Annotated in this window: 21 protein-coding genes; 14 read left to right on the forward strand and 7 right to left on the reverse strand. The window is 60.1% G+C overall.

What is annotated here, in order from left to right; genetic code table 11:
• Nucleotides 1-75 precede the first annotated feature (75 nt).
• From AB5Z05_RS14265 to AB5Z05_RS14285, 5 genes are all read right to left on the reverse strand, one after another.
• Complete coding sequence (locus AB5Z05_RS14265; RefSeq protein WP_005339950.1) at nt 76-1047, reverse strand: TAXI family TRAP transporter solute-binding subunit; 972 nt, start codon at nt 1045-1047, stop codon at nt 76-78.
• Nucleotides 1048-1461: 414 nt separating this feature from the next.
• Nucleotides 1462-3615, reverse strand: a complete 2154-nt coding sequence (locus AB5Z05_RS14270) for a S9 family peptidase (RefSeq protein ID WP_368151999.1) — start codon at nt 3613-3615, stop codon at nt 1462-1464.
• A 234-nt stretch (nt 3616-3849) separates the two neighbouring features.
• Entirely contained in the window at nt 3850-4281 is a 432-nt protein-coding gene (locus AB5Z05_RS14275; protein WP_005339953.1) for a DUF411 domain-containing protein, read from the reverse strand.
• A 46-nt stretch (nt 4282-4327) separates the two neighbouring features.
• Complete coding sequence (locus tag AB5Z05_RS14280) at nt 4328-4651, reverse strand: hypothetical protein (protein WP_368152001.1); 324 nt, start codon at nt 4649-4651, stop codon at nt 4328-4330.
• Between the two features lie 88 nt (nt 4652-4739).
• Entirely contained in the window at nt 4740-5462 is a 723-nt protein-coding gene (locus AB5Z05_RS14285) for an SDR family oxidoreductase (protein ID WP_005348556.1), read from the reverse strand.
• 142 nt (nt 5463-5604) lie between these two features.
• Between AB5Z05_RS14285 and AB5Z05_RS14290 the strand changes: the two genes are divergently transcribed.
• The 5 genes from AB5Z05_RS14290 (at nt 5605) to AB5Z05_RS14310 (ending at nt 10726) form a co-directional block, all read left to right on the forward strand.
• The gene (locus tag AB5Z05_RS14290) at nt 5605-6447 is read left to right on the forward strand and encodes a LysR family transcriptional regulator (protein WP_368152003.1); all 843 of its coding nucleotides are present in this window, start codon (nt 5605-5607) and stop codon (nt 6445-6447) included.
• 101 nt (nt 6448-6548) lie between these two features.
• Complete coding sequence (locus AB5Z05_RS14295) at nt 6549-7145, forward strand: NAD(P)H-dependent oxidoreductase (RefSeq protein ID WP_368152005.1); 597 nt, start codon at nt 6549-6551, stop codon at nt 7143-7145.
• Nucleotides 7146-7212: 67 nt separating this feature from the next.
• Nucleotides 7213-9069 carry a monovalent cation:proton antiporter-2 (CPA2) family protein gene (locus AB5Z05_RS14300; RefSeq protein WP_368152007.1) on the forward strand — a complete coding sequence of 619 codons (1857 nt, stop codon included), beginning with the start codon at nt 7213-7215 and terminating at the stop codon, nt 9067-9069.
• Nucleotides 9066-9452: a SirB2 family protein gene (locus AB5Z05_RS14305; protein ID WP_005339984.1), complete on the forward strand. Its 387-nt coding sequence runs from the start codon at nt 9066-9068 to the stop codon at nt 9450-9452. Before AB5Z05_RS14300 ends, AB5Z05_RS14305 begins: the two co-directional genes overlap by 4 nt.
• 287 nt (nt 9453-9739) lie before the next feature.
• Nucleotides 9740-10726: a YafY family protein gene (locus tag AB5Z05_RS14310; RefSeq protein ID WP_005339987.1), complete on the forward strand. Its 987-nt coding sequence runs from the start codon at nt 9740-9742 to the stop codon at nt 10724-10726.
• An 854-nt stretch (nt 10727-11580) separates the two neighbouring features.
• Here AB5Z05_RS14310 and AB5Z05_RS14315 read toward each other — a convergent pair.
• Both AB5Z05_RS14315 and rsmD read right to left on the reverse strand, forming a co-directional pair.
• Nucleotides 11581-11892 carry a DUF1145 domain-containing protein gene (locus AB5Z05_RS14315; protein WP_005342853.1) on the reverse strand — a complete coding sequence of 104 codons (312 nt, stop codon included), beginning with the start codon at nt 11890-11892 and terminating at the stop codon, nt 11581-11583.
• Complete coding sequence (gene rsmD / locus AB5Z05_RS14320; RefSeq protein WP_042081417.1) at nt 11876-12505, reverse strand: 16S rRNA (guanine(966)-N(2))-methyltransferase RsmD; 630 nt, start codon at nt 12503-12505, stop codon at nt 11876-11878. Before rsmD ends, AB5Z05_RS14315 begins: the two co-directional genes overlap by 17 nt.
• Nucleotides 12506-12615: 110 nt before the next feature.
• Here rsmD and ftsY point away from each other — a divergent pair, with 110 nt between their 5' ends.
• The 9 genes from ftsY (at nt 12616) to hutU (ending at nt 23140) form a co-directional block, all read left to right on the forward strand.
• Nucleotides 12616-14532, forward strand: coding sequence for a signal recognition particle-docking protein FtsY (gene ftsY / locus AB5Z05_RS14325; RefSeq protein ID WP_368152010.1), 1917 nt, complete (start codon nt 12616-12618; stop codon nt 14530-14532).
• Nucleotides 14533-14621: 89 nt separating this feature from the next.
• Nucleotides 14622-15290 (forward strand): cell division ATP-binding protein FtsE, encoded by a 669-nt coding sequence (gene ftsE, locus AB5Z05_RS14330; RefSeq protein ID WP_005339995.1) that lies wholly within the window; start codon nt 14622-14624, stop codon nt 15288-15290.
• The gene (ftsX, locus tag AB5Z05_RS14335; protein ID WP_368152012.1) at nt 15290-16243 is read left to right on the forward strand and encodes a permease-like cell division protein FtsX; all 954 of its coding nucleotides are present in this window, start codon (nt 15290-15292) and stop codon (nt 16241-16243) included. The genes ftsE and ftsX overlap by 1 nt, the downstream gene beginning before the upstream one ends.
• A gap of 451 nt (nt 16244-16694) precedes the next feature.
• Nucleotides 16695-17549, forward strand: a complete 855-nt coding sequence (gene rpoH, locus AB5Z05_RS14340) for an RNA polymerase sigma factor RpoH (protein ID WP_005339997.1) — start codon at nt 16695-16697, stop codon at nt 17547-17549.
• 125 nt (nt 17550-17674) lie between these two features.
• Nucleotides 17675-18334 (forward strand): carbonate dehydratase, encoded by a 660-nt coding sequence (can, locus tag AB5Z05_RS14345; protein ID WP_005339998.1) that lies wholly within the window; start codon nt 17675-17677, stop codon nt 18332-18334.
• 11 nt (nt 18335-18345) lie between these two features.
• Nucleotides 18346-19050, forward strand: a complete 705-nt coding sequence (gene hutC / locus AB5Z05_RS14350) for a histidine utilization repressor (protein ID WP_144716013.1) — start codon at nt 18346-18348, stop codon at nt 19048-19050.
• Nucleotides 19051-19204: 154 nt separating this feature from the next.
• Nucleotides 19205-20440 carry an imidazolonepropionase gene (hutI, locus tag AB5Z05_RS14355; RefSeq protein WP_368152014.1) on the forward strand — a complete coding sequence of 412 codons (1236 nt, stop codon included), beginning with the start codon at nt 19205-19207 and terminating at the stop codon, nt 20438-20440.
• Nucleotides 20433-21377 (forward strand): formimidoylglutamase, encoded by a 945-nt coding sequence (hutG, locus tag AB5Z05_RS14360; protein ID WP_368152016.1) that lies wholly within the window; start codon nt 20433-20435, stop codon nt 21375-21377. The genes hutI and hutG overlap by 8 nt, the downstream gene beginning before the upstream one ends.
• 53 nt (nt 21378-21430) lie before the next feature.
• Nucleotides 21431-23140, forward strand: a complete 1710-nt coding sequence (gene hutU / locus AB5Z05_RS14365) for a urocanate hydratase (protein WP_368152018.1) — start codon at nt 21431-21433, stop codon at nt 23138-23140.
• Nucleotides 23141-23142 lie beyond the last annotated feature (2 nt).

Genomic DNA, 23142 nt, shown 5'->3' on the forward strand with positions numbered 1-23142 from the left:
AAGAGCGACACCCGCCCCCGCAATCAGGCGGCAGACGGGTGTCGAAGAGAGTGACAAAGGCCCCGGGGCCTTCAATCAGAGCCAGCCGCGCTCTTTGTAGTAGCGGGCAGCCCCTTCATGCAGCGGTGCAGAGAGACCTACCTTGATCATGTCGGCCTCTTTCAGGTCGGCAAAGGCAGGGTGCAGGCGCTTGAAGCGATCCAGGTTGTCGAACACCGACTTGACCAGCTGATAGACCACTTCCGGATCGGTTTTGGCGCTGGTGGAGAGCACCGCTTTGCCACCGATGGAGGGGGTCGGCTTGTCGCTGCCCTTGTAGATGCCGCCCGGGATCTCGGCCTTGCTGTAGTAGCTCTTCTCGGCCAGCAGCTTGTCGATGTCGGCGCCGGTCACAGGTACCAGTACTGCATCTGTTGTGGTGGAAGCTTCCTGAATGGCGCCGTTCGGGTGACCGACGAAGTAGCTCATGGCGTCGATGTTGTTGTCACCGAGGGCGGAGGCCTGTTCGGCCGGTTTCAGCTCGGAGACCAGACCGAAGTCACCCTTTTTCCAGCCTTTGACCGCCATGATCTCTTCCATGGTGTCACGCTGGCCGGAGCCCGGGTTGCCGATGTTGACGCGCTTGCCCTTCAGATCGTCGAAGCTGGCGATCTTGGCATCGCGGCGAGCCAGGATGGTGAACACTTCGCTCTGCAGGGAGAAGACGGCGCGCATATCGTCCATGGCCCCTTCGGCCTGGAACGGTGGCAGCCCCTTCATCGCCTTGAACTGGTGGTCGGATTGCATGATGCCGAAGTTGAATTCACCGCTGCGGATGCCGTTGACGTTGGCAACACCGCCGCCACTGGCCGGGGCGTTGCACTTGATCTGGTGATCGGCGGCGCCGCGATTGAGGAAGCGGCAGATGGACTGGCCAGCGACATAGTAGACGCCGGTCTGACCGCCGGTGCCTATGGTCACGAAGCGCTCCTGCGCTTGTACCGGACCACCGAATGAAACACCGACCAGAGCCGCCGACAGGGCGCATGCCAAAGTTAATCCTTTCATTTTTTCTCCCTTTTCTTTGATTTTGTTTATCCGATCCCCGGATAAATTGATGGCAATCCCGTTCTGCGCCGGGCTTGCCCGCTCTTCTCGTTGCGCGAAAGCGGGGGAGTTGATTGCCCCCTTTTCCGGCGGTCACCCTCATCCTGTGGTGAGGCTACCGACCTCCTGTCGGTCGAAGATAAATTGGCCCCTGAGGGGCCAAATAAAAAGTTGCAAGCACTCCGATTAAGCACATTCACCCAACATAAATCAAACGAAATGGCAAAATAGCGGAGTTAAATCTTGAGAAACATGACCTCGATCATTCATTTTCTAGCCGAAGATTAATTTGATATGAAGGGAAATGGAAGAGGGAAAAACTAGGGTGGGATTCTTATGCGGCCCTTGTGTGACAAGGGCCGGGGTCATACTGGATCAGTTGGCCGGGGTGGCCAGATCCAGGATAAAGGCGTACTCCAGCGCGATATCTTCGTAGGCTTTGAAGCGGCCCGACTTGCCACCGTGGCCGGCGTCCATGTCGGTGTTCAGTAACAACTTGTTATCATCCGTCTTCAGCTCGCGCAGCTTGGCGACCCACTTGGCTGGCTCCCAATACTGCACTTGCGAGTCGTGCAGCCCGGTGGTGACCAGCAGGTTGGGGTAGGCTTGTGCCTTGACCTGATCGTAGGGGCTGTAGCTCTTCATGTAGTCGTAGTAGCGCTTCTGGTTCGGGTTGCCCCACTCGTCATACTCCCCGGTGGTGAGGGGGATCGACTCGTCCAGCATGGTGGTGACCACATCGACGAACGGCACCTGCGCCACCACGCCGCGATAGAGTTCGGGCGCCTGATTGATGACGGCCCCCATCAACAGGCCGCCGGCGCTGCCGCCCATGGCGTAGACCTGATCCTTGGCACCGTAGCCTTGCTCCACCAGCGCCTTGGTGACATCGATAAAGTCATTGAAGGTATTTTGTTTTTTCAGCAACTTGCCATCTTCGTACCAGTGACGGCCCAGCTCTTCACCACCCCGGATATGGGCGATGGCGTAGACGAAGCCTCTGTCCAGCAGGCTCAGGCGCGAGCTGCTGAAGTCGGGATCCATGCTGGCGCCGTAGGAGCCGTAGCCATAGACCAGCAGCGGATTCTTGGGCGCATCGGCCTGCTCTTTCTTGAACTTGTCCTTGCGATAGACCAGAGACACTGGCACCGATACGCCGTCGCGGGCGGTCACCCAGAGCCGCTCGCTGGCGTACTGGTCGGCCTTGAAGCCGGCCACCGGCTGCTGCTTGAGCAGGGTGCGCTTGCCGCTCGCCATATCCAGCTCATAGGTAGAGGCGGGGGTGGTCATGGAGGAGTAGCCATAACGCAGGGCGCTGGTATCCGGCTCCGGGTTGTAGGCGAGCCAGGTGACATAGGCGGGATCGTCGAAGGCGATCTCCTTCTCGTCACCGCTCTGCCAGTTGATCTGGCGCAGTCGGGTCAGCCCCTTGTTGCGCTCTTCCAGTACCAGCCAATCCTTGAACAGGGCGTAGCTCTCCAGCAGCACGTCCGGATTGGGGGCAATCACCGCCTTCCAGCGATCGACCGGGCTCTCCTTGGTCTCGTAGAGGCCGAAGTTCTTGCCATCCTTGTTGGAACGCACATAGAAGCGGCCGCGGTAGTGATCCAGGCTGTATTCGTGATCCACCTGACGGGGCAGGAACAGGCGGGGGGCGTGCTCCGGCTGGTTGGCATCGATCAGCCGCGCTTCGCCTGTGGTGGTGCTGGAGAGGGCGATGACGATGAAATCTTCCGAGGTGGTGGCGTAGAGGCTGATGTAGAAGGAGTCATCCTTCTCTTCATAGACCAGCTTGTCCGTGGCCGGATCCGTCCCTAGCCTATGGCGATAGACCTGATACGGAAGCAGGGTCTGCGGGTGCTTGCGCACATAGAAGACGGTCTTGTTGTCGTTGGCCCACACCAGATTGCCGGAGGTATTTTCCAGTTTGTCGGTGGCCCACTGGCCGCTCTCCAGATCGAGGAACTGGATCTGGTACTGACGACGGGAGAGGAAATCTTCCGCCACCGCCAGCCAGCGGTTGTTGCGGCTCACCTCAAGGGCGCCGAGGGCATAGAACTCGTGCCCCTCGGCTCGCAGGTTGCTGTCGAGCAGCAGACTCGCCTGCTCTTCACCGAGCTTGGTGCGCGAGTAGATCCCGTACTCCTTGCCCGGCTCATAGCGGGTCTGGTAGCGGTAGCCATTTTTCACATAGGGTACCGACTCATCCAGCTGGGGGATGCGGGCGACCATCTCTTTGTAAAGCTGTTCGCGCAGGGGTTGGGTCGGCTTGAGCATGGCCTCGGTATAGGCGTTCTCGGCCTTGAGATAGTCCAATACCTCGGGCTTCTGCCGCTCGTCGTCACGCAGCCAGTAGTAGTTGTCGATGCGGGTATCCCCGTGTTTTTTCAGAGTGCGGGGATGTTTGGCGGCCACGGGCGGCTGGATTGGATGTTCGCTTGTCAGCATGGCGGGCTCTTCATTGGCATAAGTGGGGGGGAGAACTGTCAGAAAGGCTAGCAGCAGAACTCCTCGGGAAAAGGTAAACATGTCGCATCCTTGGCGCTGGAAAGGGTTGGTAGACCTGAGCATCGGCTCCATGAATTGGCGTTAAATCTGCCCCTTGTTGCCGGTGGTTGCAAGCAATCCCTTGTTATTGCAGGAAATGTAATCAAAAAAAGCCGCTATCTCGCGATAGCGGCCCTCTTTCTGGCCATGAGCGGCAAGAGTCCGCTCAGGTGTGCCTCACATGATATGGGAGTGCCCTCTCATGGCCAGTTTTCGTCAGCCGGGGTAGCTCGACCAGCGGTTGGTCGCGCCCTCGTTGCTGATACTCAGTACCTCATAGGGATGGCCCGGAATATCCATGCCCGGCGCACTCTGGGGCATGCCCGGAATGGTCAGGCCACGGATTGCCGGTTTTTCCCTGAGCAGCTTCTGCACATCGGCGGCCGGTACATGCCCCTCGATCACATAGCCATTTACGATACCGGTATGGCAAGAGGCCAGTTCCGGCGCGATACCGTATTGCTGCTTCACTGCGCCGAGCTGCTCGGTTTCGATGACCTCCAGTTCGAAGCCATTCTGCTCCATGTGCTCGTTCCAGCTTTGGCAGCAGCCACAATATTTGGATTTGTAGACGGTCATCTTCTCGGCCGCGAGAGCCGAAAAGCTGACGGTACCGGCCAGCATGGCCAGTAACAGGGGTTTGTACATCACTCACCTCAGATTGAAAGAAAAGATGCCCGATACGGGATGCGTTTCAGATCCGGGGGCGTGGGGGACGTTCGAGCCGCTCGCACGGGGCGTCCGGCATAAAGAGAGAGGGGGAGGCGAAGTCGGGGGTATCCGGTTCCAGCACGGCGACCGTCAGGCTGTCGCTGCCTACCAGTGTCATCGAGAGGGCGGTGGTAAAGCTGCCGCAGGGCATCGCTTTTTCCAGGGAGCGCTCGCTCTGGCTGCAGTGGGTAGTCAGGGTACAGAGGTCGGTTGCGGCCCGGCTGCCAAACGACATCAACACCAGCACCAGACTCCACAAGGGGAGCCAGCGACGGGCGTGAGCGAGTTGGCGACGGGTGAGAACCATGGAATGACTCGGAAAAAATAAGGGACACATGGTAACCCTGTGCCCCGGGGGAGGGTCAAGCCCTCCCCATGGTGTCAGTCAGCCAGGATTAAGGTTGCTGACGGGTCGCCGCCAGCACGATCTCGCGCACGCAGACGTTGGCAGGCTGGTTCCAGGCGTAGAGCACGGCATCGGCGATCACTTCCGGCGCAATGACGCCACCCATCTGATCTTTCCAGTCGTGGTAACCGGCCTTGATGCTCTCGTCAGTGGTGTGGCTGAGCAGCTCGGTCTCGACCGCACCCGGGGCAATGGTCACCATCCGCACGCCGACATCGGCTACCTCTTCCCGGATGTTCTCGGTCAGGGCGTGCACGGCGAACTTGGTGGCGCAGTAGGCAGCATGGTTCGGGAAGGTCTTGCGACCGGCGATGGAGCTGATGTTGATGATGGTGCCGCTGCGGCGCTCCTTCATGCCTGCCAGCACTGCGTGGACGCCGTTCAGCACCCCCATCACGTTGATGTTGAGCATCTGCTGCCACTCGGCGGGATCCTGCACATCGGCCTGACCCAGCAGCATGACACCGGCGTTGTTGACCATGCAGCCCACCGGGCCAAATTTGGCTTCTGCCTGCTGGACGGCGGCTTTCATGGCGGCGGTGTCGGTCACATCGACCCCGATGCAGAGGGTATCGGGCAGGTTCAGCGCCTGCATCGGCTCGACCCGGCGGGCCAGCAGCAGCAGCGGATGGCCGGCGGCAGAGAAGGCACGGGCGATGGCGGCACCGATCCCGGCGGAGGCACCGGTGATCACGACGAGAGATTTGGACATGGGTCTTTCCTTCTGATTCAAGAGTCGGTTTGAGCAAACAGGTGGCTGGCCAGCACGGAACCCAATCACTATAGTCACTGCATCTATAAGTGATAAATATTGTTTTCCGCTGGTTATCATCTGAAAAAACTATGGTTGGTTTATGCTGGACTTGAGATTGCTGCGTTTCTTCATCGCCATCTATGAAGAGAAGAACATCACGGCGGCGGCCGAGCGCTGCCACGTCAGCCAGCCCTCCCTCTCGGCGGGACTGCGCCAGCTGGAAGAGGTGCTCGGTGACAGCCTGTTTGTCCGGGGCAAGAAGGGGGTGGTGGCGAAAGATCCGGCCCACTATCTCTATCCTCACGCGGTCAAGCTGGTGGAGGAGGCACGCCGTCTGCCGGAGCTGTTTCGCCAGAAGGCGACGCGTGCGAGGCTCAATATCGCCATCATGCCGGACTTGAGTCGCCGCCGGGTGGCCGGGCTGTTGCAGCAAGTACAGCGCGTGCTGCCGCAGCTGGATCTCACCCTCTCCGACTACGCCACCCCCGCCGACTGCCGCTTGACGCTGGATGCCTTGCGCCGGGAGGACGAGATCTTTCTGCCGCTGTGGGAGGAGGATTACGTGCTCTGCGTGCCGGTCGATCACCCCCTGGCCAGTCGCGAAAGGATCGAGCTGGCCGAGCTGCAACATTATGATTTTATTGAGTGCCCGCCCTGCGAAGCCCATCAGCAGACTATCGGCCTGCTGGCCTGTGACCGGCTTACTCTCAATCTGGTGGCCAAGGCCGAGAGCAAGGGGTTGGTGATGGCGCTGGTGCTGGCGGGGGTCGGCATCAGTTTTCTGCCGGACGGGCTGGTGGAAGATGAGGCGGGTCTCAGTACCCTGCCGGTGAGCGGGCCGCGGATGTTTCGCCGGATCGGGCTCTGCTATCCCGCCCACCAGACCCTCAATCCGGCGCTGCGGGAGCTGATCCCCGAGTTGGCAGGCTATGGCGCTTCCTGATAAGGTCGCTCTCCTGTGCACCTTTACGATGCAGCTCCCCAGACTCCCCTTTTCTGTTTACCTCGCCTTGCACCGCAAGGCTTTGTTCGGGTGATGTGGTCATGAAACGCATTCTGGTTATTTTTTCCCATCCCGCGCTGCAGAGCTCGCGGGCCAACAAGCAGCTGTTGCAGGCGATTGAGGGGCTGGAGGGGGTCACGGTTCACGACCTCTACCACCACTATCCCGACATGTTTATCGATGTGAAGCGGGAGCAGGCGCTGCTCTGTGAGCACGACATCATCGTCTTTCAGCACCCGTTTTACTGGTACTCCTGCCCGGCCATCATGAAAGAGTGGATGGATCTGGTATTGGAGTATGGCTATGCCTACGGCCCCGAAGCCCACGCCCTCAAGGGCAAGCAGTGGCTGAGCGCCATCACCACCGGCGGGGCGCCGGAGTCCTACTGCAGCGAGGGTTACAACAGCCGACCGCTGCTCGATTTTCTGCTGCCCTTTCAGCAGGCGGCCACCTTGTGCGGCATGAACTGGTTGCCGCCTTTTGTGCTCCACTCGTTCCACAAGATCAAGGATCCCGCCGCCCTGCGCCGCTGCGGGCAGGACTACCGCCAGCTGCTTTGCGCCCTGCGTGACGATCAGCTGACCCCGGAGCAACTGGCCGGGCGCCCTTATCTGCGCGACTTGCTGGAGGTGCTCTGATGAAACACTGGCAGCTTGCTGGCCGAGCTCATGAGCCGGATCAGACGTTCACACGGAGGGCTGACTGATGGGCCACGGGATCCTGTTTGATGCCTTTATCTACCTCTCCGCCGCCGTTATCGCGGTGCCGCTGGCCAAGCGCTGGGGGCTGGGCTCGGTGCTCGGCTACCTGCTGGCGGGGATCATCATAGGCCCCTTTCTGCTGGGGCTGGTGGGGGAGCAGAAGGATGTGATGCACTTCGCCGAGTTTGGCGTGGTGCTGATGCTGTTTCTGGTCGGTCTTGAGTTGCGTCCGGCCCTCTTGTGGCAGCTGAAGGGGCCGATCCTCGGCACGGGCGGCCTGCAGGTGTTGCTTACCACGGCAGCTCTGACCGGCGTGGCGCACCTGATCGGTTTGCCGCTGCAACAGGGGCTGGCCATTGGCCTCATTCTGGCGCTCTCCTCCACCGCCATCGTGTTGCAGAGCCTGCAGGAGCGCAAGTTGATGCAGAGCGAGAGCGGTCGCTCCGCCTTTGCCGTGCTGCTGTTTCAGGACATCGCCGTCATTCCAATTCTGGCGATCCTGCCGCTGCTGGCCATGGCGCCGGTGAGCAACAATGGCAGCTCCGAGCTGGCGGGCTGGCAGCATGGCCTGCTGGTGGTGGCGGCTATCTCCGGCATCGTGCTGGGTGGCCACTATCTGATGCGGCCGGTATTTCGTGCCATCGCCCAGTCCCATATGCGGGAGATCTTCGTCGCCGCCGCCCTGCTGCTGGTGATCGCTATCGCTGTGCTGATGGAGTCGGTGGGGCTTTCGCCTGCACTTGGCTCCTTCCTCGCCGGTGTGGTGCTGGCCGACAGCGAATATCGCCACGAGCTGGAGGCAGACATTGAGCCGTTCAAGGGCTTGCTGCTCGGCCTGTTCTTTATGTCGGTGGGGGCTGGCATCAACTTCGGCCTGTTTGCCGAACATCCTTTTCTCATCCCGACGCTGGTGGTGGGGCTGATGGTGCTCAAATGGCTGGTGTTGATGGCACTCGGCTTCATCATCCGCATCTCGCCGAGTCAACGCTGGACCTTCGCGCTGGCGCTCGCACAGGGCGGTGAGTTTGCCTTCGTGCTCTTCTCGTTTGCCGCCCAGAACCGGGTGCTGCCCGGCGAGACCATCTCGTTGCTGACGCTGGTGGTAGCGCTCTCCATGGCGCTCACCCCACTGCTGCTGATCCTCAACGATCGGGTGATCCAGCCCTGGTTCGATTACCGTAACCAGAGCGACGCACCGCAGCATGAGCAACCTGAGCTGGTGGAGCATCCGGTGATCATCGCGGGCTTCGGCCGCTTCGGCCAGATCGTGGGGCGTCTGCTGCATGGTCACGGCATCGGTACCACTATCCTCGAGCAGGATGCCAGCCAGATAGAGACCCTGCGCAAGTACGGCTATCAGGTCTTCTATGGCGATGCCAGCCGGATCGATCTGCTCCATGCCGCCGGGGCGCACAAGGCGAAGTTGCTGGTGCTCTCCATCAACGATCCTGCCACCTCGCTGGCGGTGATCGAGATGGTGCAGAAGCACTTCCCGCACCTGAAGATCCTGGCGCGAGCGCTGGATCGACCCCATGCCCACGAGATCCTGCGCCACGGGGTCGAGAGCGTGCACCGGGAAACCCTGGGCTCGGCGGTCGATCTAGGGGTGGAAGCCCTGACCCAGCTCGGTTTTCGGGCCAACCAGGCCTGGCGGGCGGGGCAGACATTCAAGCAGCACGATAACTGGCTGTTGCGCGAGCAGGTCAACTATCTGGATGACGAACACACTTATATCAACAAGAGCCTGCAATACCGGGAGATCCTCTCCGATCTGTTGCAAGACGACGAGGAGGGGCAGGAGCGTATCCATGCCCACAACTGGAATAGCGGGTTACCCGACGACGACAAGGAAGCAAAATGATTGCCTATTACCCCATGTTTAAACACCTGCATATGACGCTGGCGCTGGTCAGTCTGCTGCTCTTTATCTATCGCTGGAGTCTGGCGCTGGCCGGCAGCGATCGGTTGCAGCAGAAGTGGCTGAAGATCCTGCCGCATATCAACGACACCTTCCTGCTGCTGTTTGGTGTGTTACTGGCGGTGGCCTTGCAGTTGAGCCCGGGTCAACAACCCTGGCTGATGGCCAAGCTGGTTGCACTGGTGCTCTATATCGGTCTGGGTGTCATGGCGCTCAAGCGCCCGGCCCGCGGTCAGAAGCTGGTGGCCGGTGTGGCGGCGCTGGCGGTGTTTGGCTACATGGTCGGTGCGGCCATCACCAAGTCAGCCTGGTCGTGGCTGATGTGAGCAAAAGGGGAGAGTCATGCTCTCCCCTGAAATCATATTCTACGATGAATTAATTAATCGGAGTTTTATGCTAACAATAAATCGCAAGATAGAACTTTCATTTGAGGGATTTTTGGCTAATTTTAGCCTCTAGCGGCTCCTTTTTTGAGTGCATTGTCTTTATAAATCAACTATTTAGTGTGTTTTGTATGAAAATGGCGACAGTTGTCGCAGCAAAACTTGCGACATAGACTGTCGCAAGTCACGACTAGCATACAGTCAACGCTAAACCAGTGAAGGCAAGCACCATGAGCAAGAAGCTGTTACGACAACTGACCTTGGCGCGTTGCATCCCGCACCGCCCTTACAAGCTGACCGCCAGCCAACTCCAGGTAAAACTGGAAGAGGAAGGCATCCACGTCAGTCTGCGTACCGTGCAACGGGACCTGGAGGAGATGTCCGGCATGGGACTGTTCGACCTCACCTCGGACGAGCGCAGCAAACCCCATGGCTGGTGCTTCGAGCGCCACGGCCTCAACGACTTTGCCAATATCATGCCGCTCTCGCTGGCGGTGGCCCTGAAAACCTGGAGTGATCAGGCAAGCCAACTGTTGCCGGCGAGTGTACTGACCGAATTGAATCCGCTGGTCGACAAGGCGAGCCAGGTGATCCGCGACAGCCAGAGCGAACTGGCCGAACGCTGGCTGGAGAGTGTCCACCAGTCACCGCGTCCGTTTGCCGGCAACCCGGAGATCCGCCGCAGCACCCTGATCCGCGATGCGCTCTGGCGTGGTCGCAAGTTCAGTGCCGAGATCCAGCGCGTGATCAAAGAGCGCACCGTGTGGCTCTGCTACGACCGTATCAACCCGCTCGGCATTCTCAATCAGCCGGACGGCCCGATCCTGCTGTGCACTCTGTCCGAGCTGGATCCCAAGGTCTACGGCATCCCGTTTGACCATATCAAGAACGTGGAGCTGACCAACTTCAGTGCCACCCAGCCGAAGGATTTCAATATCCAGAAGCTGATCCGCGATCAGGGCTATCAGGATGTGAGCGGCCCGATCCGTTTCGTCGGCCGGATCGATGCCAACAGCCAGTCGCTGGTGGATAACCAGATCCCCGGCAACAATCCGCGCATGACCCGCTATGACAAGCGCAGCGTGGTGGTGGAGACCGAAGTGCAGGACACCCCGGAGTTTCGCAGCTGGTTGAACAACATCGGCGGTGAACTGGAGGTGCTGGCACCGGAATCGCTGCGCAAGGCCTATCTCAATCCGGCCAACCGCTTGAGCTGATTAAAAAATTGGAATGTTGAAGAGTCGAGCCTGGTCTCGGCTCTTTTTTTGCGGTTTTTTTAAGCATATTTATTCAACTAATTTTTAAGTCTTAACGTCAGGATTGAACCGTTTTCCTGCCCTGTTTTTGGGGGCGAAACCCGTGTAAGAGATCTGCCATAGCGACTGTAAGAGGCTGGCGCTTTGAGCCGTACGCGAAGCCATGCCAGAATGATCGAGCTTTCCCGTGAAACTAAATAAATGACTGATATTAAAGGGTTAGTTTTTAAGTTCGTTTTTTGAGATGGGAGCCGCATCGGATCTTTATCATCGGATGGCCCTTGTTCGGGGTGCGCATTTCCTTAGTATGGGTCTCACAAGGACGAAGCTGGTCCGGCAGGATGCAGGGCAGCGCATAAAGATGGAATAGTCCGCAGGATGTGGACAAGGGACACCTCAGGATGAGCTCGATAATCAGGATGATTATCGTCACGGATGAATAAAGGAACACCGCGGGATGCGGCAGGACACTCTCGGGATGGGAGCAGAACGAACGGAACCTCGTTCTTCAGGATGAACAGGACCTCGCCGGATGCGAGAGGAATACTTCAGGATGAAGTGAGATAACCCGGATGGTTATCTGTCAGGAAGACGCAAGGAACCCCACAGGACGTGGTAATGGACACCTCCAGGATGGAGACAGTGAAGCAGTTCAGGATGAATTGCCAGGCCAGGAACGCCGCAGGACACGCCAACGGATTGGAAAGGGGATATTCCAAAGGATTAGGATAACGTCAGGGATTGCAGGGAGCATTGCAGTTCTACGGACAGGACGACACGACTCTAGGGGACGGCTACCGCCGTCCCCTTTTCTTTTATGGTTTGTCCGAGAGATTGCCGCGCTGGGCGGCGTTGACGATCTCTTGCAGGCGCTGACGAATGTCGACCATGCCAAACACACCAAAGATCAGCACAGTGACAAACTCGGCCTTGGTGACCGCGAAGTAGCGTTTGCAAGCTGCCTTGATCATGCTGGCCTGCAGCCAGTGCAGCAGGGCGACGATGACGCCGCAGACCGGCAGAAAGCCGTTGAGTTTGCCGGGCAGCGGGGCAATCAGGCTCACCAGTACGCCAAACCAGAAGAACAATATCAGCCCCATCGCCAACAGATTAAAGACCCGCTTCATTGTTTACCTCCCGTAGATAGAGTTGATAACAGACCTGACCTGCCTGTTTATCCTTGAGTAGTTGCCAGCTGGCAGGCAGCGCCAGATCGGCCATCTCTTTTTCCCGTTCCAGATAGATGAGGGCGTCCGGCGCCAGCCAGCCGCGCTGCTCCAGCAGTTCGCACACTTGCGGCAGCAGCTCGCGGCGAAACGGCGGATCGAGGAACACCAGATCAAACGGCGTGGCCGGGCCTTGTAGCCAGCTCACTGCATCTGACTGGATCACCTGGCCCTGACTGCTGCCGAGGGCGGTCAGGTTCTTCTTGATCTGGTCAGCGGCCCCTTTGTCCATCTCGATAAGGGTCACCTGCTCGGCATAGCGCGACAGTGCCTCCAGTCCGAGTCCGCCGCTACCGGCAAACAGATCCAGGCAGCGGGTGCCGCGAATGTGGGGGGCCAGCCAGTTGAAGATGGTCTCCTTGACGCGATCCGTGGTGGGTCTGAGCCCCTCCACATCCTTGACCGGCAATTTGCGGCCTCGCCACTGGCCGCTGATGATTCTTACAAAGCCCGATTTTCCTTGCGGGGCGGGACTCTTGCTCGGGTTGCTACGGCTGGATTTCACTCTAGGCATCGCGTTTCATCGTCAGAAAATAAAGTGGTAGTATAAGGCGGTTCATTTTTATGCCGACCCGCCAAGGGACGGCTATCTTAGCAGTCAGCCTTTGATGTGAGTATTTTTAGATGGCAAAAGGTTTGTTTTCCTGGCTGGGTTTCGGCCGCAAGAAAGAAGAGGCTGAGGCTGTCCAACCACAGACACCCCAAGCCACCCCCGTTACCGTTGAGCCCGAGGTCACTGCTACCCCCGCTCCCGTTTCCGATACCACTGTTTCCGATAGTACGCCGGCCATTGCCCCCGAAGTGCCTGCCAGCGCACAGAATTCCGTTTTGCAAGATGATTGCTGCTTGCCTACCGAGCTGGACGATCACGGCCCGCTGGTGGTGGAGGAGTGCGCTTCCGATCTGGAGCCGGTGATCGTCAACGAAGCGCTGATCGCCGAAGAGGAGCGTGCCGCTGAAGCCGCTCGCACTGCCGCTGAGGTCAAGGCTGCCGAAGAGGCTCGCATTGCTGCCGAAGCTCGCGCCGCAGAAGAGGCCCGCATCGCCGCCGAAGCTCGTGCTGCGGAAGAAGCTCGCATTGCTGCCGAAGCCCGCGCTGCGGAAGAAGCTCGCATTGCTGCCGAGGCCCGCGCTGCGGAAGAGGCTCGTATCGCCGCCGAGGCTCGCACCGCAGAAGAGGCTCGCATTGCTGCCGAGGCCCGCGCTGCGGAAGAGGCTTGCATTGCTGCCGAAGCCCGCGCTGCAGAAGAAGCCCGCATCGCTGCCGAAGCTCAGGCTGCGGAAAAGGCTCGCATTGCCGCCGAAGCCCGCGCTGCGGAAGAGGCTCGTATCGCCGCCGAGGCTCGCGCCGCAGAAGAGGCCCGCATCGCTGCCGAAGCCCGTATCGCCGCCGAAGCCCGCGCTGCGGAAGAAGCTCGCATTGCTGCCGAGGCTCGCGCCGCGGAAGAGGCTCGCATCGCTGCCGAAGCTCAGGCTGCGGAAGAAGCCCGTATCGCCAAAGAGGCCCAGCGAGCGGAAGATATGCGCCTGGTCGCCGCGATGGAGGCTGAGGCTGCCGCCCTGGCAGCCCTGCCGCTGGCCGCCAAGGTAGACGACGACACCCAGGACAAACCGCAGCGGGAGGGCTTCTTTGCTCGTCTCAAGCGCAGTCTGGTGCGCACCAAGGAGAATATCGGCTCCGGTTTCTTCGGCCTGTTCCGTGGCAAGAAGATCGACGACGAGCTGTTTGAAGAGCTGGAGACCCAGTTGCTGACCGCCGATCTCGGCGTCGACACCACCACCCGCATCATCGAGGGGCTGGTGCAGCACGCGGATCGCAAGCAGCTCAAGGATGCCGAGGCGCTCTACGGCCTGCTCAAGCAGGACATGGGCGAGATGCTGGCCAAGGTCGAGCAGCCGCTGGTGATCGACACCAGCAAGAAGCCTTATGTGATCCTGATGGTCGGTGTAAACGGCGTCGGCAAGACCACCACCATCGGCAAGCTGGCCAAGCAGTTCCAGGCCGAGGGCAAGAGCGTGATGCTGGCGGCGGGTGACACCTTCCGTGCCGCAGCGGTCGAACAGCTGCAGGTTTGGGGTCAGCGCAACAATATTCCGGTGATTGCCCAGCATACCGGTGCCGATTCCGCTTCTGTCATTTATGACGCCATCGAGGCCGCCCGCTCCCGCGGGGCTGACGTGCTGATCGCCGACACCGCCGGTCGCCTGCAGAACAAGAGCAACCTGATGGAAGAGCTCAAGAAGGTAGTGCGGGTGATGAAGAAGCTGGATGAAGAGGCGCCCCACGAGATCATGCTGACGCTGGATGCAGGCACCGGCCAGAACGCGCTGAGCCAGGCCAAGCTGTTCAGCGAGGCGGTTGGCCTGACCGGCATCACCCTCACGAAGCTGGATGGCACCGCCAAGGGCGGCGTCATCTTCGCGGTGGCCGACAAGTTCCAGATCCCGATCCGCTACATCGGGGTGGGCGAGGGGATCGACGATCTGCGTCCCTTCGTTGCCAATGACTTCATCGAGGCGCTCTTCAGCCGCGATGAATAAGTCCGGCCGCGATGAGTCAGCTCAGCCGTGATGAGTAAGTGTTCCATGCCCCGACTCCGGTCGGGGTTTGTCAATTTCAGGGAACCGTTATGATTCGTTTTGACAAGGTCAGCAAGGTATACAGCGGCGGCCATCAGGCGCTGCAAAAGGTCAGCTTTCACCTGCGCAAGGGAGAGATGGCCTTTCTGACCGGGCACTCGGGGGCGGGCAAGAGTACCCTCCTCAAACTGATCAGCGTGATGGAGCGCCCGACCGATGGTCGTGTCTTCTTTCATGGCGACGATGTCAGCCATATCCAGCGCAGTCAGATCCCCTATGTTCGCCGCCAGATCGGGATGATCTTTCAGGATCACCGATTGCTGATGGACAGAACCGTGTTCGACAACGTGGCGCTGCCGCTGGTGATCGATGGCTACAGCCACGCCGATATCAACAAGCGGGTCGCGGCGGCGCTGGACAAGGTGGGGTTGCTCGGCAAGGAGCGCTACCAGCCGCGGATGCTCTCCGGTGGTGAACAGCAGCGGGTCGGCATCGCCCGTGCCATCGTCAACAAGCCGCCGTTGTTACTGGCGGATGAACCGACCGGCAACCTGGATCCCCAGCTCTCCATGGACATCATGCGGCTATTTCAGGAGTTCAACAATTTTGGGGTCTCGGTACTGATTGCCACCCACGATCTGGGACTGATCGCGCGCATGCGCTATCGCACCCTGACCCTCAAGGCGGGTCGCATGTATTCGGCCGGGGAGGAGCTCTGATGGTTATCGTTCGTCATAAACAACCGCCGCTGCGCCGTCTGATGATGTACGGGGTTGATCATGTGCGGCAGGCGTTTGCCAGTCTCGGGGAGCTGTGGCGCAATCCGCTCGCCTCACTGATGACGCTGGCGGTGCTCGGCGTCAGTCTGGCACTGCCCTCCTGTTTCCACGTGCTGCTGAAAAACGCCGAGGTGGTGGAGGGGAGCTGGCAGAGCAGTTCCCAGATCTCTCTTTACCTGCGCAAGGATCTGCCGGAGCAGAGCATTCTCGATCTGCAGCACCGGATCCTGCTCTATCCCGAGGTGGATTCGGTCACCTACCTGAGCCGTGACGATGCGTTGCGGGAGTTTCGCGAGATCTCCGGCTTCGGCGATGCCCTCGATTATCTGGACAGCAACCCGCTACCGCCTGTGCTGAGCGTGATCCCGGATCCGCGCTGGCAGAACCCGGAAGGGGCCGCCGAGCTGCTCAGCAAGCTCAACAACGAGGTGGGGGTCGAGCAGGGCAAGCTGGATCTGCAGTGGCTGACCCGGTTGCAGGGGATCATGAACCTGCTGCGCCACACCATTACCGGTATCGCGGTGCTGCTGCTCTCCGCCGTGTTGCTGATCGTCGGCAATACCCTGCGTCTCAACATCCTCAATCAGCGTTCCGAGATTGAAGTGCTCAAGCTGGTGGGGGCGACCGATTCCTTCATTCATCGTCCTTTCCTCTATACCGGTATCTGGTTCGGGGTCATTGGCGGCATGCTGGCCTGGTGGCTGACCGAAGTGATGGTGATCTGGAGCGAAGGGGTGGTGAAGGAGCTGGCGGGCTTGTATAACAGTAACTTCCGGCTGGTTGGCATGGGGGCGGTAGACGGGATCAATCTGATCTTGCTGGGCGCCCTGCTGGGGCTGATTGCCTCCTGGTTCTCGGTCCATCGCCACATTCGCGACATCGAACCATCCTGATTATTTTATCATCAAAGTAAATCGCTGGATTTTGAGAGGCGGATCAAGTAAAAGAGGGGCCGTTTCTGGCTTGGCCCCCATAGTCAGAGTATTCTGAATAACAATGATCTTCCGGATCTTCGCTAGATCCAGTGAACCTTCTGATTTATAAGCAGTCTATTAAAGCTGAAGCATTTATACGGGTGTGGCCCCTCTGCCTTGCTCGTCAGACTTGGCAAGCATGTGAAGGTTGCGAGCTCCGCAACAATGGACTTAGCATGCTACTTTTCGGGGGTCCTTCATTGTGACCCCCTTTTTTTGACTGTTCATTCATGATTCATCCTGCAGGCTTAAGATAAGCCGGTCTAAAACTGGGCATGTTCTTTGATACACGCCGCAGAATGGCATCCGGTCAGTAGACAGACCCTCTCAGGGTGTTAGACTGATTCGATTGAAAAGTAAGAGGTAACAGATGGGAACTTCATTGCAGCGCACTATGGCTCTGATTCCGCAAGGTAGTCTGGAAGGCTATATCCAGGCAGTAAACTCTATTCCTGTGCTGAGCGCAGAGGAAGAGCGTGAACTGGCTGAGCGTTTGCAGCAGGATGGCGATCTCGAGGCTGCTCGCCAGCTGGTTATGTCGCACCTGCGCTTTGTCGTTCATGTCGCCAAGAGTTATGCCGGTTACGGCCTGCCTCAGGCCGATCTGGTTCAGGAAGGCAACATCGGCCTGATGAAGGCGGTCAAGCGCTTCGACCCGACGGTCGGCGTGCGTCTGGTCTCCTTTGCCGTGCACTGGATCAAGGCCGAAATCCACGAATATGTCCTGCGCAACTGGCGCATGGTCAAGGTGGCGACCACCAAGGCCCAGCGCAAGCTCTTCTTCAACCTGCGCAAATCCAAAAAACGTCTGGGCTGGCTGAACCACGAAGAGGTTCAGGCCGTGGCGGCCGATCTCGGCGTCTCTGCCGCTGACGTGACCGAGATGGAAGCGCGGATGGCCAACTACGATCAGGCGTTCGATTTGGTGGGTGATGATGAAGAAGAGGGCGGTTTCGCTCCGGTTCACTATCTGGAGGACAAATCCTCCGATCTGGCCGCCACCATCGAGAACGACAACTGGGACGATCACGCGACCCGTCGTCTGAGCTCGGCCCTCGCCACCCTAGATGAGCGCAGCCAGCACATCATCCGCGCCCGCTGGCTCGATGATGACAGCAAGACCACTCTGCAGGAGCTGGCCGATACCTACGGCGTCTCTGCCGAGCGTGTGCGTCAGCTTGAGAAAAACGCACTCAAGAAGCTGAAAGATGCCATGGAAGCCTGATGCTTCCTCTCATAAAAACAGGGCCTGATGGCCCTGTTTTTGTTTCGCAGGGATCTGGTCGGCCTTGCTTTGGTTACCCTTGAGTGTGTTATGTTGCCGCCACTGCCACATTAGGGAGAGCAGAAGTGAAACTGTTGAACGACCTGTTTACCAACAACCGTGAGTGGGCCGAACGGATCAAGGCCGAAGATCCCGCTTTCTTTGCCACTCTTTCTGCCCAGCAGGCCCCCGAATACCTCTGGATCGGTTGTTCCGACAGCCGGGTCCCCGCCAACCAGCTGATGGGCTTGCTGCCGGGGGATGTCTTCGTCCACCGCAACGTCGCCAATCTGGTGGTACATACCGATTTCAACTGCCTCTCCGTGCTGCAATACGCGGTGGAAGTGCTCAAGGTGAAGCACATCATCGTCTGCGGTCACTACGGTTGCGGTGGCGTCAAGGCCGCGATGCAGAACCAGGAGCTGGGGCTCATCGACAACTGGCTGCGCAACATCAAGGATGTCTACTTCAAATATGGTGAAGAGCTCGAGGCCATCGAGGATGAGCATGAGCGCTTCGACTACCTGTGCGAGCTGAACGTGGCCGAGCAGGTCGCCAACGTCTGCCACACCACCATCATCCAGAACGCCTGGCGCAAGGGGCAGGAGCTGGCGGTGCATGGCTGGATCTACGGGATCAAGGATGGCTTGCTGCATGATCTCGATCTCTGCATCAGCGGGCCGGATCAGATCCCCGATGTCTATCGCGCCTGGCCGGACATGCGTCCGCCCCACCGTCGGCGCTAGGGAGCTTCATGGTGGCGCCAGCCCTCTATCTGCAGATCAAGCAGCACATTCTGGACGGGATCCGCGAACGCCACTATCAGGCGGGGGACAGGATCCCGACCGAAGCGGCCCTGTGCGAGCAGTTCACCGTGAGCCGGATGACGGTCAACCGGGCGCTGCGGGAACTGGTGGCGGAAGGGTGGCTGGTGCGTACCGCCGGTTCCGGCAGCTTCGTGGCGGACAGGCGTACCGAATCGCCGCTGCTGGCTATTCGCAATATTGCCGACGAGATCGCCGAGCGTGGCGGCCAATACAGTGCCCGGGTGATCCGGCTGCAGCGACTGGCCGCCGATGAGAAGGTGGCTGTACAACTGGGGCTGCGGGTTGGCGCCCCCATCTTTCACAGCCTGATCGTCCATCAGGCCGATGGGGAGCCGTTGCAATTGGAGGAGCGCTTCGTCGATGCCGGGCGTTTGCCGGGCTATGGCGAGCAGGATTTTACCCAACAGACTCCCAACCGCTATCTGATGGATGTCTGCCCCCTCTCCGAGATGGAGCACGTGGTGGAAGCCGTGTTGCCCAGCGCCGGTGAGGCGGGATTGTTGCAGATCCGCGTAGATTCTCCCTGCCTGTTGTTGCACCGGCGTACCTGGTCGGAGGGGCATCTCGTCTCCTACGCCCGTTTGCTCTCCCCCGGTTCCCGCTACAAGCTCAGCTCCAAGACTCAGCTGGAGTGAATGTATATACAACTCGATTTTGCAAAGCCCACCTCCTGGTGGGCTTTTTTGTGCTTAAAATCTAAGTTTGATGCTGTTATCAGGATGTGAACACCGCTCTTTCTTTTGTCATAGAGATCGACTATAAGAATATGTATATACATTTGAGGTCGCTATGAACAAGGAACTGTTGAACTGCGAGCGGGTCTGGCTCAACGTGACGCCCGCTACCCTGAATGATGAGCTGGCCGACTACGGCCTGCTGTCGCTCCACGCCATCGGCGTAAAGGATGGCAAGATCCATGCGCTGGTGCCGATGGCCGAGTTGAAGGGGCCGCATCCCGCTCATTGGCTGGATATGCGGGGCAAGCTGGTCACCCCCGGCCTTATCGATTGTCACACCCATCTGGTCTTCGCCGGCAGCCGTGCCGAAGAGTTCGAGCTGCGTCAGCAGGGAGTGCCCTATGCCGAGATCGCCCGTCGGGGCGGTGGCATCATCAGCACGGTGCGTGCCACCCGTGCCGCCAGCGAAGAGCAACTGTTCGAGCTGGCGTTGCCTAGGGTGACATCCCTGATCCGCGAAGGGGTCACCACGGTGGAGATCAAGTCCGGCTATGGCCTGACGCTGGATGACGAGCTCAAGATGCTGCGGGTGGCCCGCCGACTGGGAGAGGTATTGCCGATCCGGGTCAAGACCACTCTGCTGGCTGCCCATGCGGTGCCGCCGGAGTATCGCGATGATCCCAACAGCTGGGTCGAGACCATCTGTCAGGAGATCATCCCGGCCGCCGCCGAGGCGGGTCTGGCCGATGCGGTGGACGTTTTCTGCGAGCACATCGGCTTCTCGCTGGCCCAGACCGAGCAGGTCTATCTGGCGGCGGATCAATACGGCCTGCCGGTGAAGGGGCATATGGATCAGCTCTCCAACCTCGGTGGCAGCACCCTCGCTGCCAACTTTGGCGCCCTCTCGGTGGATCATCTGGAGTATCTGGATCCGGAAGGGATCCTGGCGCTTGCCCATCGCGGCGTGGTCGCCACCCTGCTGCCCACCGCCTTTTACTTCCTCAAGGAGACCAAGCTGCCGCCGGTCGCCGCGCTGCGCAAGGCGGGGGTGGCGATGGCGGTCTCCTCCGACATCAACCCGGGTACGGCCCCCATTGTCTCGCTGCGGATGGCGATGAACATGGCCTGTACCCTGTTTGGTCTGACCCCGCTGGAGGCCATGGTCGGGGTGACCCGTCACGCCGCCAAAGCGCTCGGCGAGCAGGATCGCCTTGGCCAGCTCAGGGTGGGCATGGCAGCCGATTTTCTGATCTGGCACTGCGCCCATCCGGCCGAGCTGAGCTACATGGTCGGCGTCGATCAGCTGGCAAGCCGCATCTTCAACGGCAAGGAGACCCTCCATGGATAAGTTCAACCCGATCGACATGTCGCTCTGGCAGGGGCGGCAGGATCCGGAAGATGGCGAACTGGCCCTGCGTTGGCACGACAAGGTGCAGCCCTGGGCCGCCGGGGCACAAGAAGCAGCTGGTGTAGTGCTGCTCGGTTTTGCCTGCGATGAAGGGGTTCGCCGCAACAAGGGGCGCATTGGTGCTGCCGGGGCGCCGCTGGCGGTGCGCAAGCTGCTGGCCAACACTGCCTGGCACCTGAATCGACCCGTCTACGATGGCGGGGATGTGAGTTGCCCCGACGGCGATCTCGACGCCGCCCACGGTCGTCTGGCCGAGCGGGTTGCCGCCGCGCTCGATCTGGGCCACTTCCCGCTGGTACTGGGGGGCGGTCACGAGGTTGCTTTCGGCAGCTGGAGCGGCCTTAACAGTCATCTGAGCGGCAGTGGCAAGGTCGGCATTATCAATTTCGACGCCCACTTCGACCTGCGGATGAAACAGAAGCTGGCAAGCTCCGGCACCCCCTTTTTCCAGATTGCCGAGCAGTGCGCCGCTCAGGGCTCGCCGTTTCACTACGCCTGCCTCGGGGTAGCCGAGACCGCCAATACCCAAGCCCTGTTTGCCCGCGCCGAGGCGCTGGGAGTGTGGCATGTGCTGGACGAGGCGATGACCCAGGCCGGGCTGCCAGCCTTGCTAAGCGGGCTGGACGCCTTTATCGCCGATTGTGATCACCTCTATCTGACCATCGATCTCGATGTGCTGCCTGGCTCCGTGATGCCGGGAGTGAGCGCCCCCGCCGCCCGCGGCGTGGAGCTGGCGGTGATCGAACCGCTGATCGCCTATATCCGGGCCAGCGGCAAGCTGCGGCTTGCCGATCTGGCCGAGTACAACCCGACGCTGGATCAGGATAACCGCAGTGTCCGCGTGGCCGCGCGGCTGGTTCATCTGTTGACCCGTTAACCCTTTGGCCGCCCGTCGCCGAAGGCACCCTATTGATACAACAAGGAGTGTGTATGTCTGTGCAACAGCAGGATCCCCGTCATGATCCGAACCGTGTGATCCGTGCCCCGCGCGGTACCGAGCTGACCGCCAAGAGCTGGCTCACCGAGGCGCCGCTGCGGATGCTGATGAACAACCTGGATCCCGAGGTGGCCGAGCATCCCCAGTCGCTGGTGGTCTATGGCGGCATCGGTCGCGCCGCACGCAACTGGGCCTGCTTCGACAAGATCGTCGAGGTGCTGACCCAGCTCGAGGAGGACCAGACCCTGCTGGTGCAATCCGGCAAGCCGGTCGGGGTGTTCCAGACCCACAAGGATGCGCCTCGGGTGTTGATCGCCAACTCCAACCTGGTGCCGCATTGGGCCAACTGGGAGCACTTCAACGAGCTCGATAAGAAGGGCCTGATGATGTACGGCCAGATGACCGCGGGCTCCTGGATCTACATCGGTACTCAGGGGATCGTGCAGGGCACCTACGAGACCTTCTTTGCGGTGGCCAATCAGCACTTCAACGGCTCGCCTGCGGGCCGCTGGATCCTGACCGGTGGTCTCGGCGGCATGGGCGGCGCCCAGCCGCTGGCTGCCACCATGGCTGGCTTCTCGATGATCGCGGTGGAGTGCGACGAGACCCGCATCGATTTTCGTCTGCGCACCCGCTATGTGGACAAGAAGGCTCACAGCCTGGATGAGGCGCTGGCCATGGTCGAGGAGGCCAAACAGAGCGGCACCGCCATCTCTGTCGGCCTGCTCGGCAACGCCGCCGACGTCTTTGCCGAATTGGTGGCCCGTGGCATCACCCCGGATGTGGTGACCGACCAGACCTCCGCCCATGATCCGATCCACGGTTACCTGCCGCAGGGTTGGAGCGTGGCCAAGTGGCGCGAGCTGCAACAGAGTGCCCCGCAGGAGGTGAATCTGGCCGCTCGTCGCTCCATGGCCCGTCAGGTGGAGGCGATGCTGACCCTGCAAGAGCGCGGCGCGGCGACTTTGGATTACGGCAACAACATCCGTCAGATGGCGCTTGAGGAGGGGGTGAAAAATGCCTTCGACTTCCCCGGCTTCGTCCCCGCCTATATCCGCCCGCTGTTCTGTGAGGGGATAGGCCCGTTCCGCTGGGTGGCCCTCTCCGGCGATCCGGAAGATATCTACAAGACCGACCAGAAAGTGAAAGAGCTGATCCCCGATGATCCCCATCTGCACAACTGGCTCGACATGGCCCGCGAGCGCATCGCGTTTCAGGGGCTGCCGGCGCGGATCTGCTGGGTCGGGGTCAAGGATCGGGTACGCCTCGGTCTGGCCTTCAACGAGATGGTGAAAAACGGCGAGCTGAAAGCCCCCATCGTCATCGGTCGCGACCATCTGGATTCCGGCTCGGTGGCGAGCCCGAACCGCGAGACCGAGTCGATGATGGATGGCTCCGATGCCGTCTCCGACTGGCCGCTGCTCAACGCCCTGCTCAACACCGCCGGTGGCGCGACCTGGGTGTCGCTGCACCACGGCGGCGGGGTCGGCATGGGCTTCTCCCAGCACTCCGGCGTGGTGATCGTCTGCGACGGCTCCGATGACGCGGCCCGCCGCGTCGGTCGGGTGCTGCACAACGATCCGGCCACAGGGGTGATGCGCCACGCGGATGCGGGTTACGAGATTGCCATCAACTGTGCCGTTGATGCGAAACTGGACCTGCCGATGATTGACGGCGCCAACGGTGTCAAAGGAAAGGTGTAACA

It is taken from the genome of Aeromonas sp. R2-4 (assembly GCF_040908365.1).
Taxonomy (GTDB): Bacteria; Pseudomonadota; Gammaproteobacteria; order Enterobacterales; family Aeromonadaceae; genus Aeromonas; species Aeromonas veronii.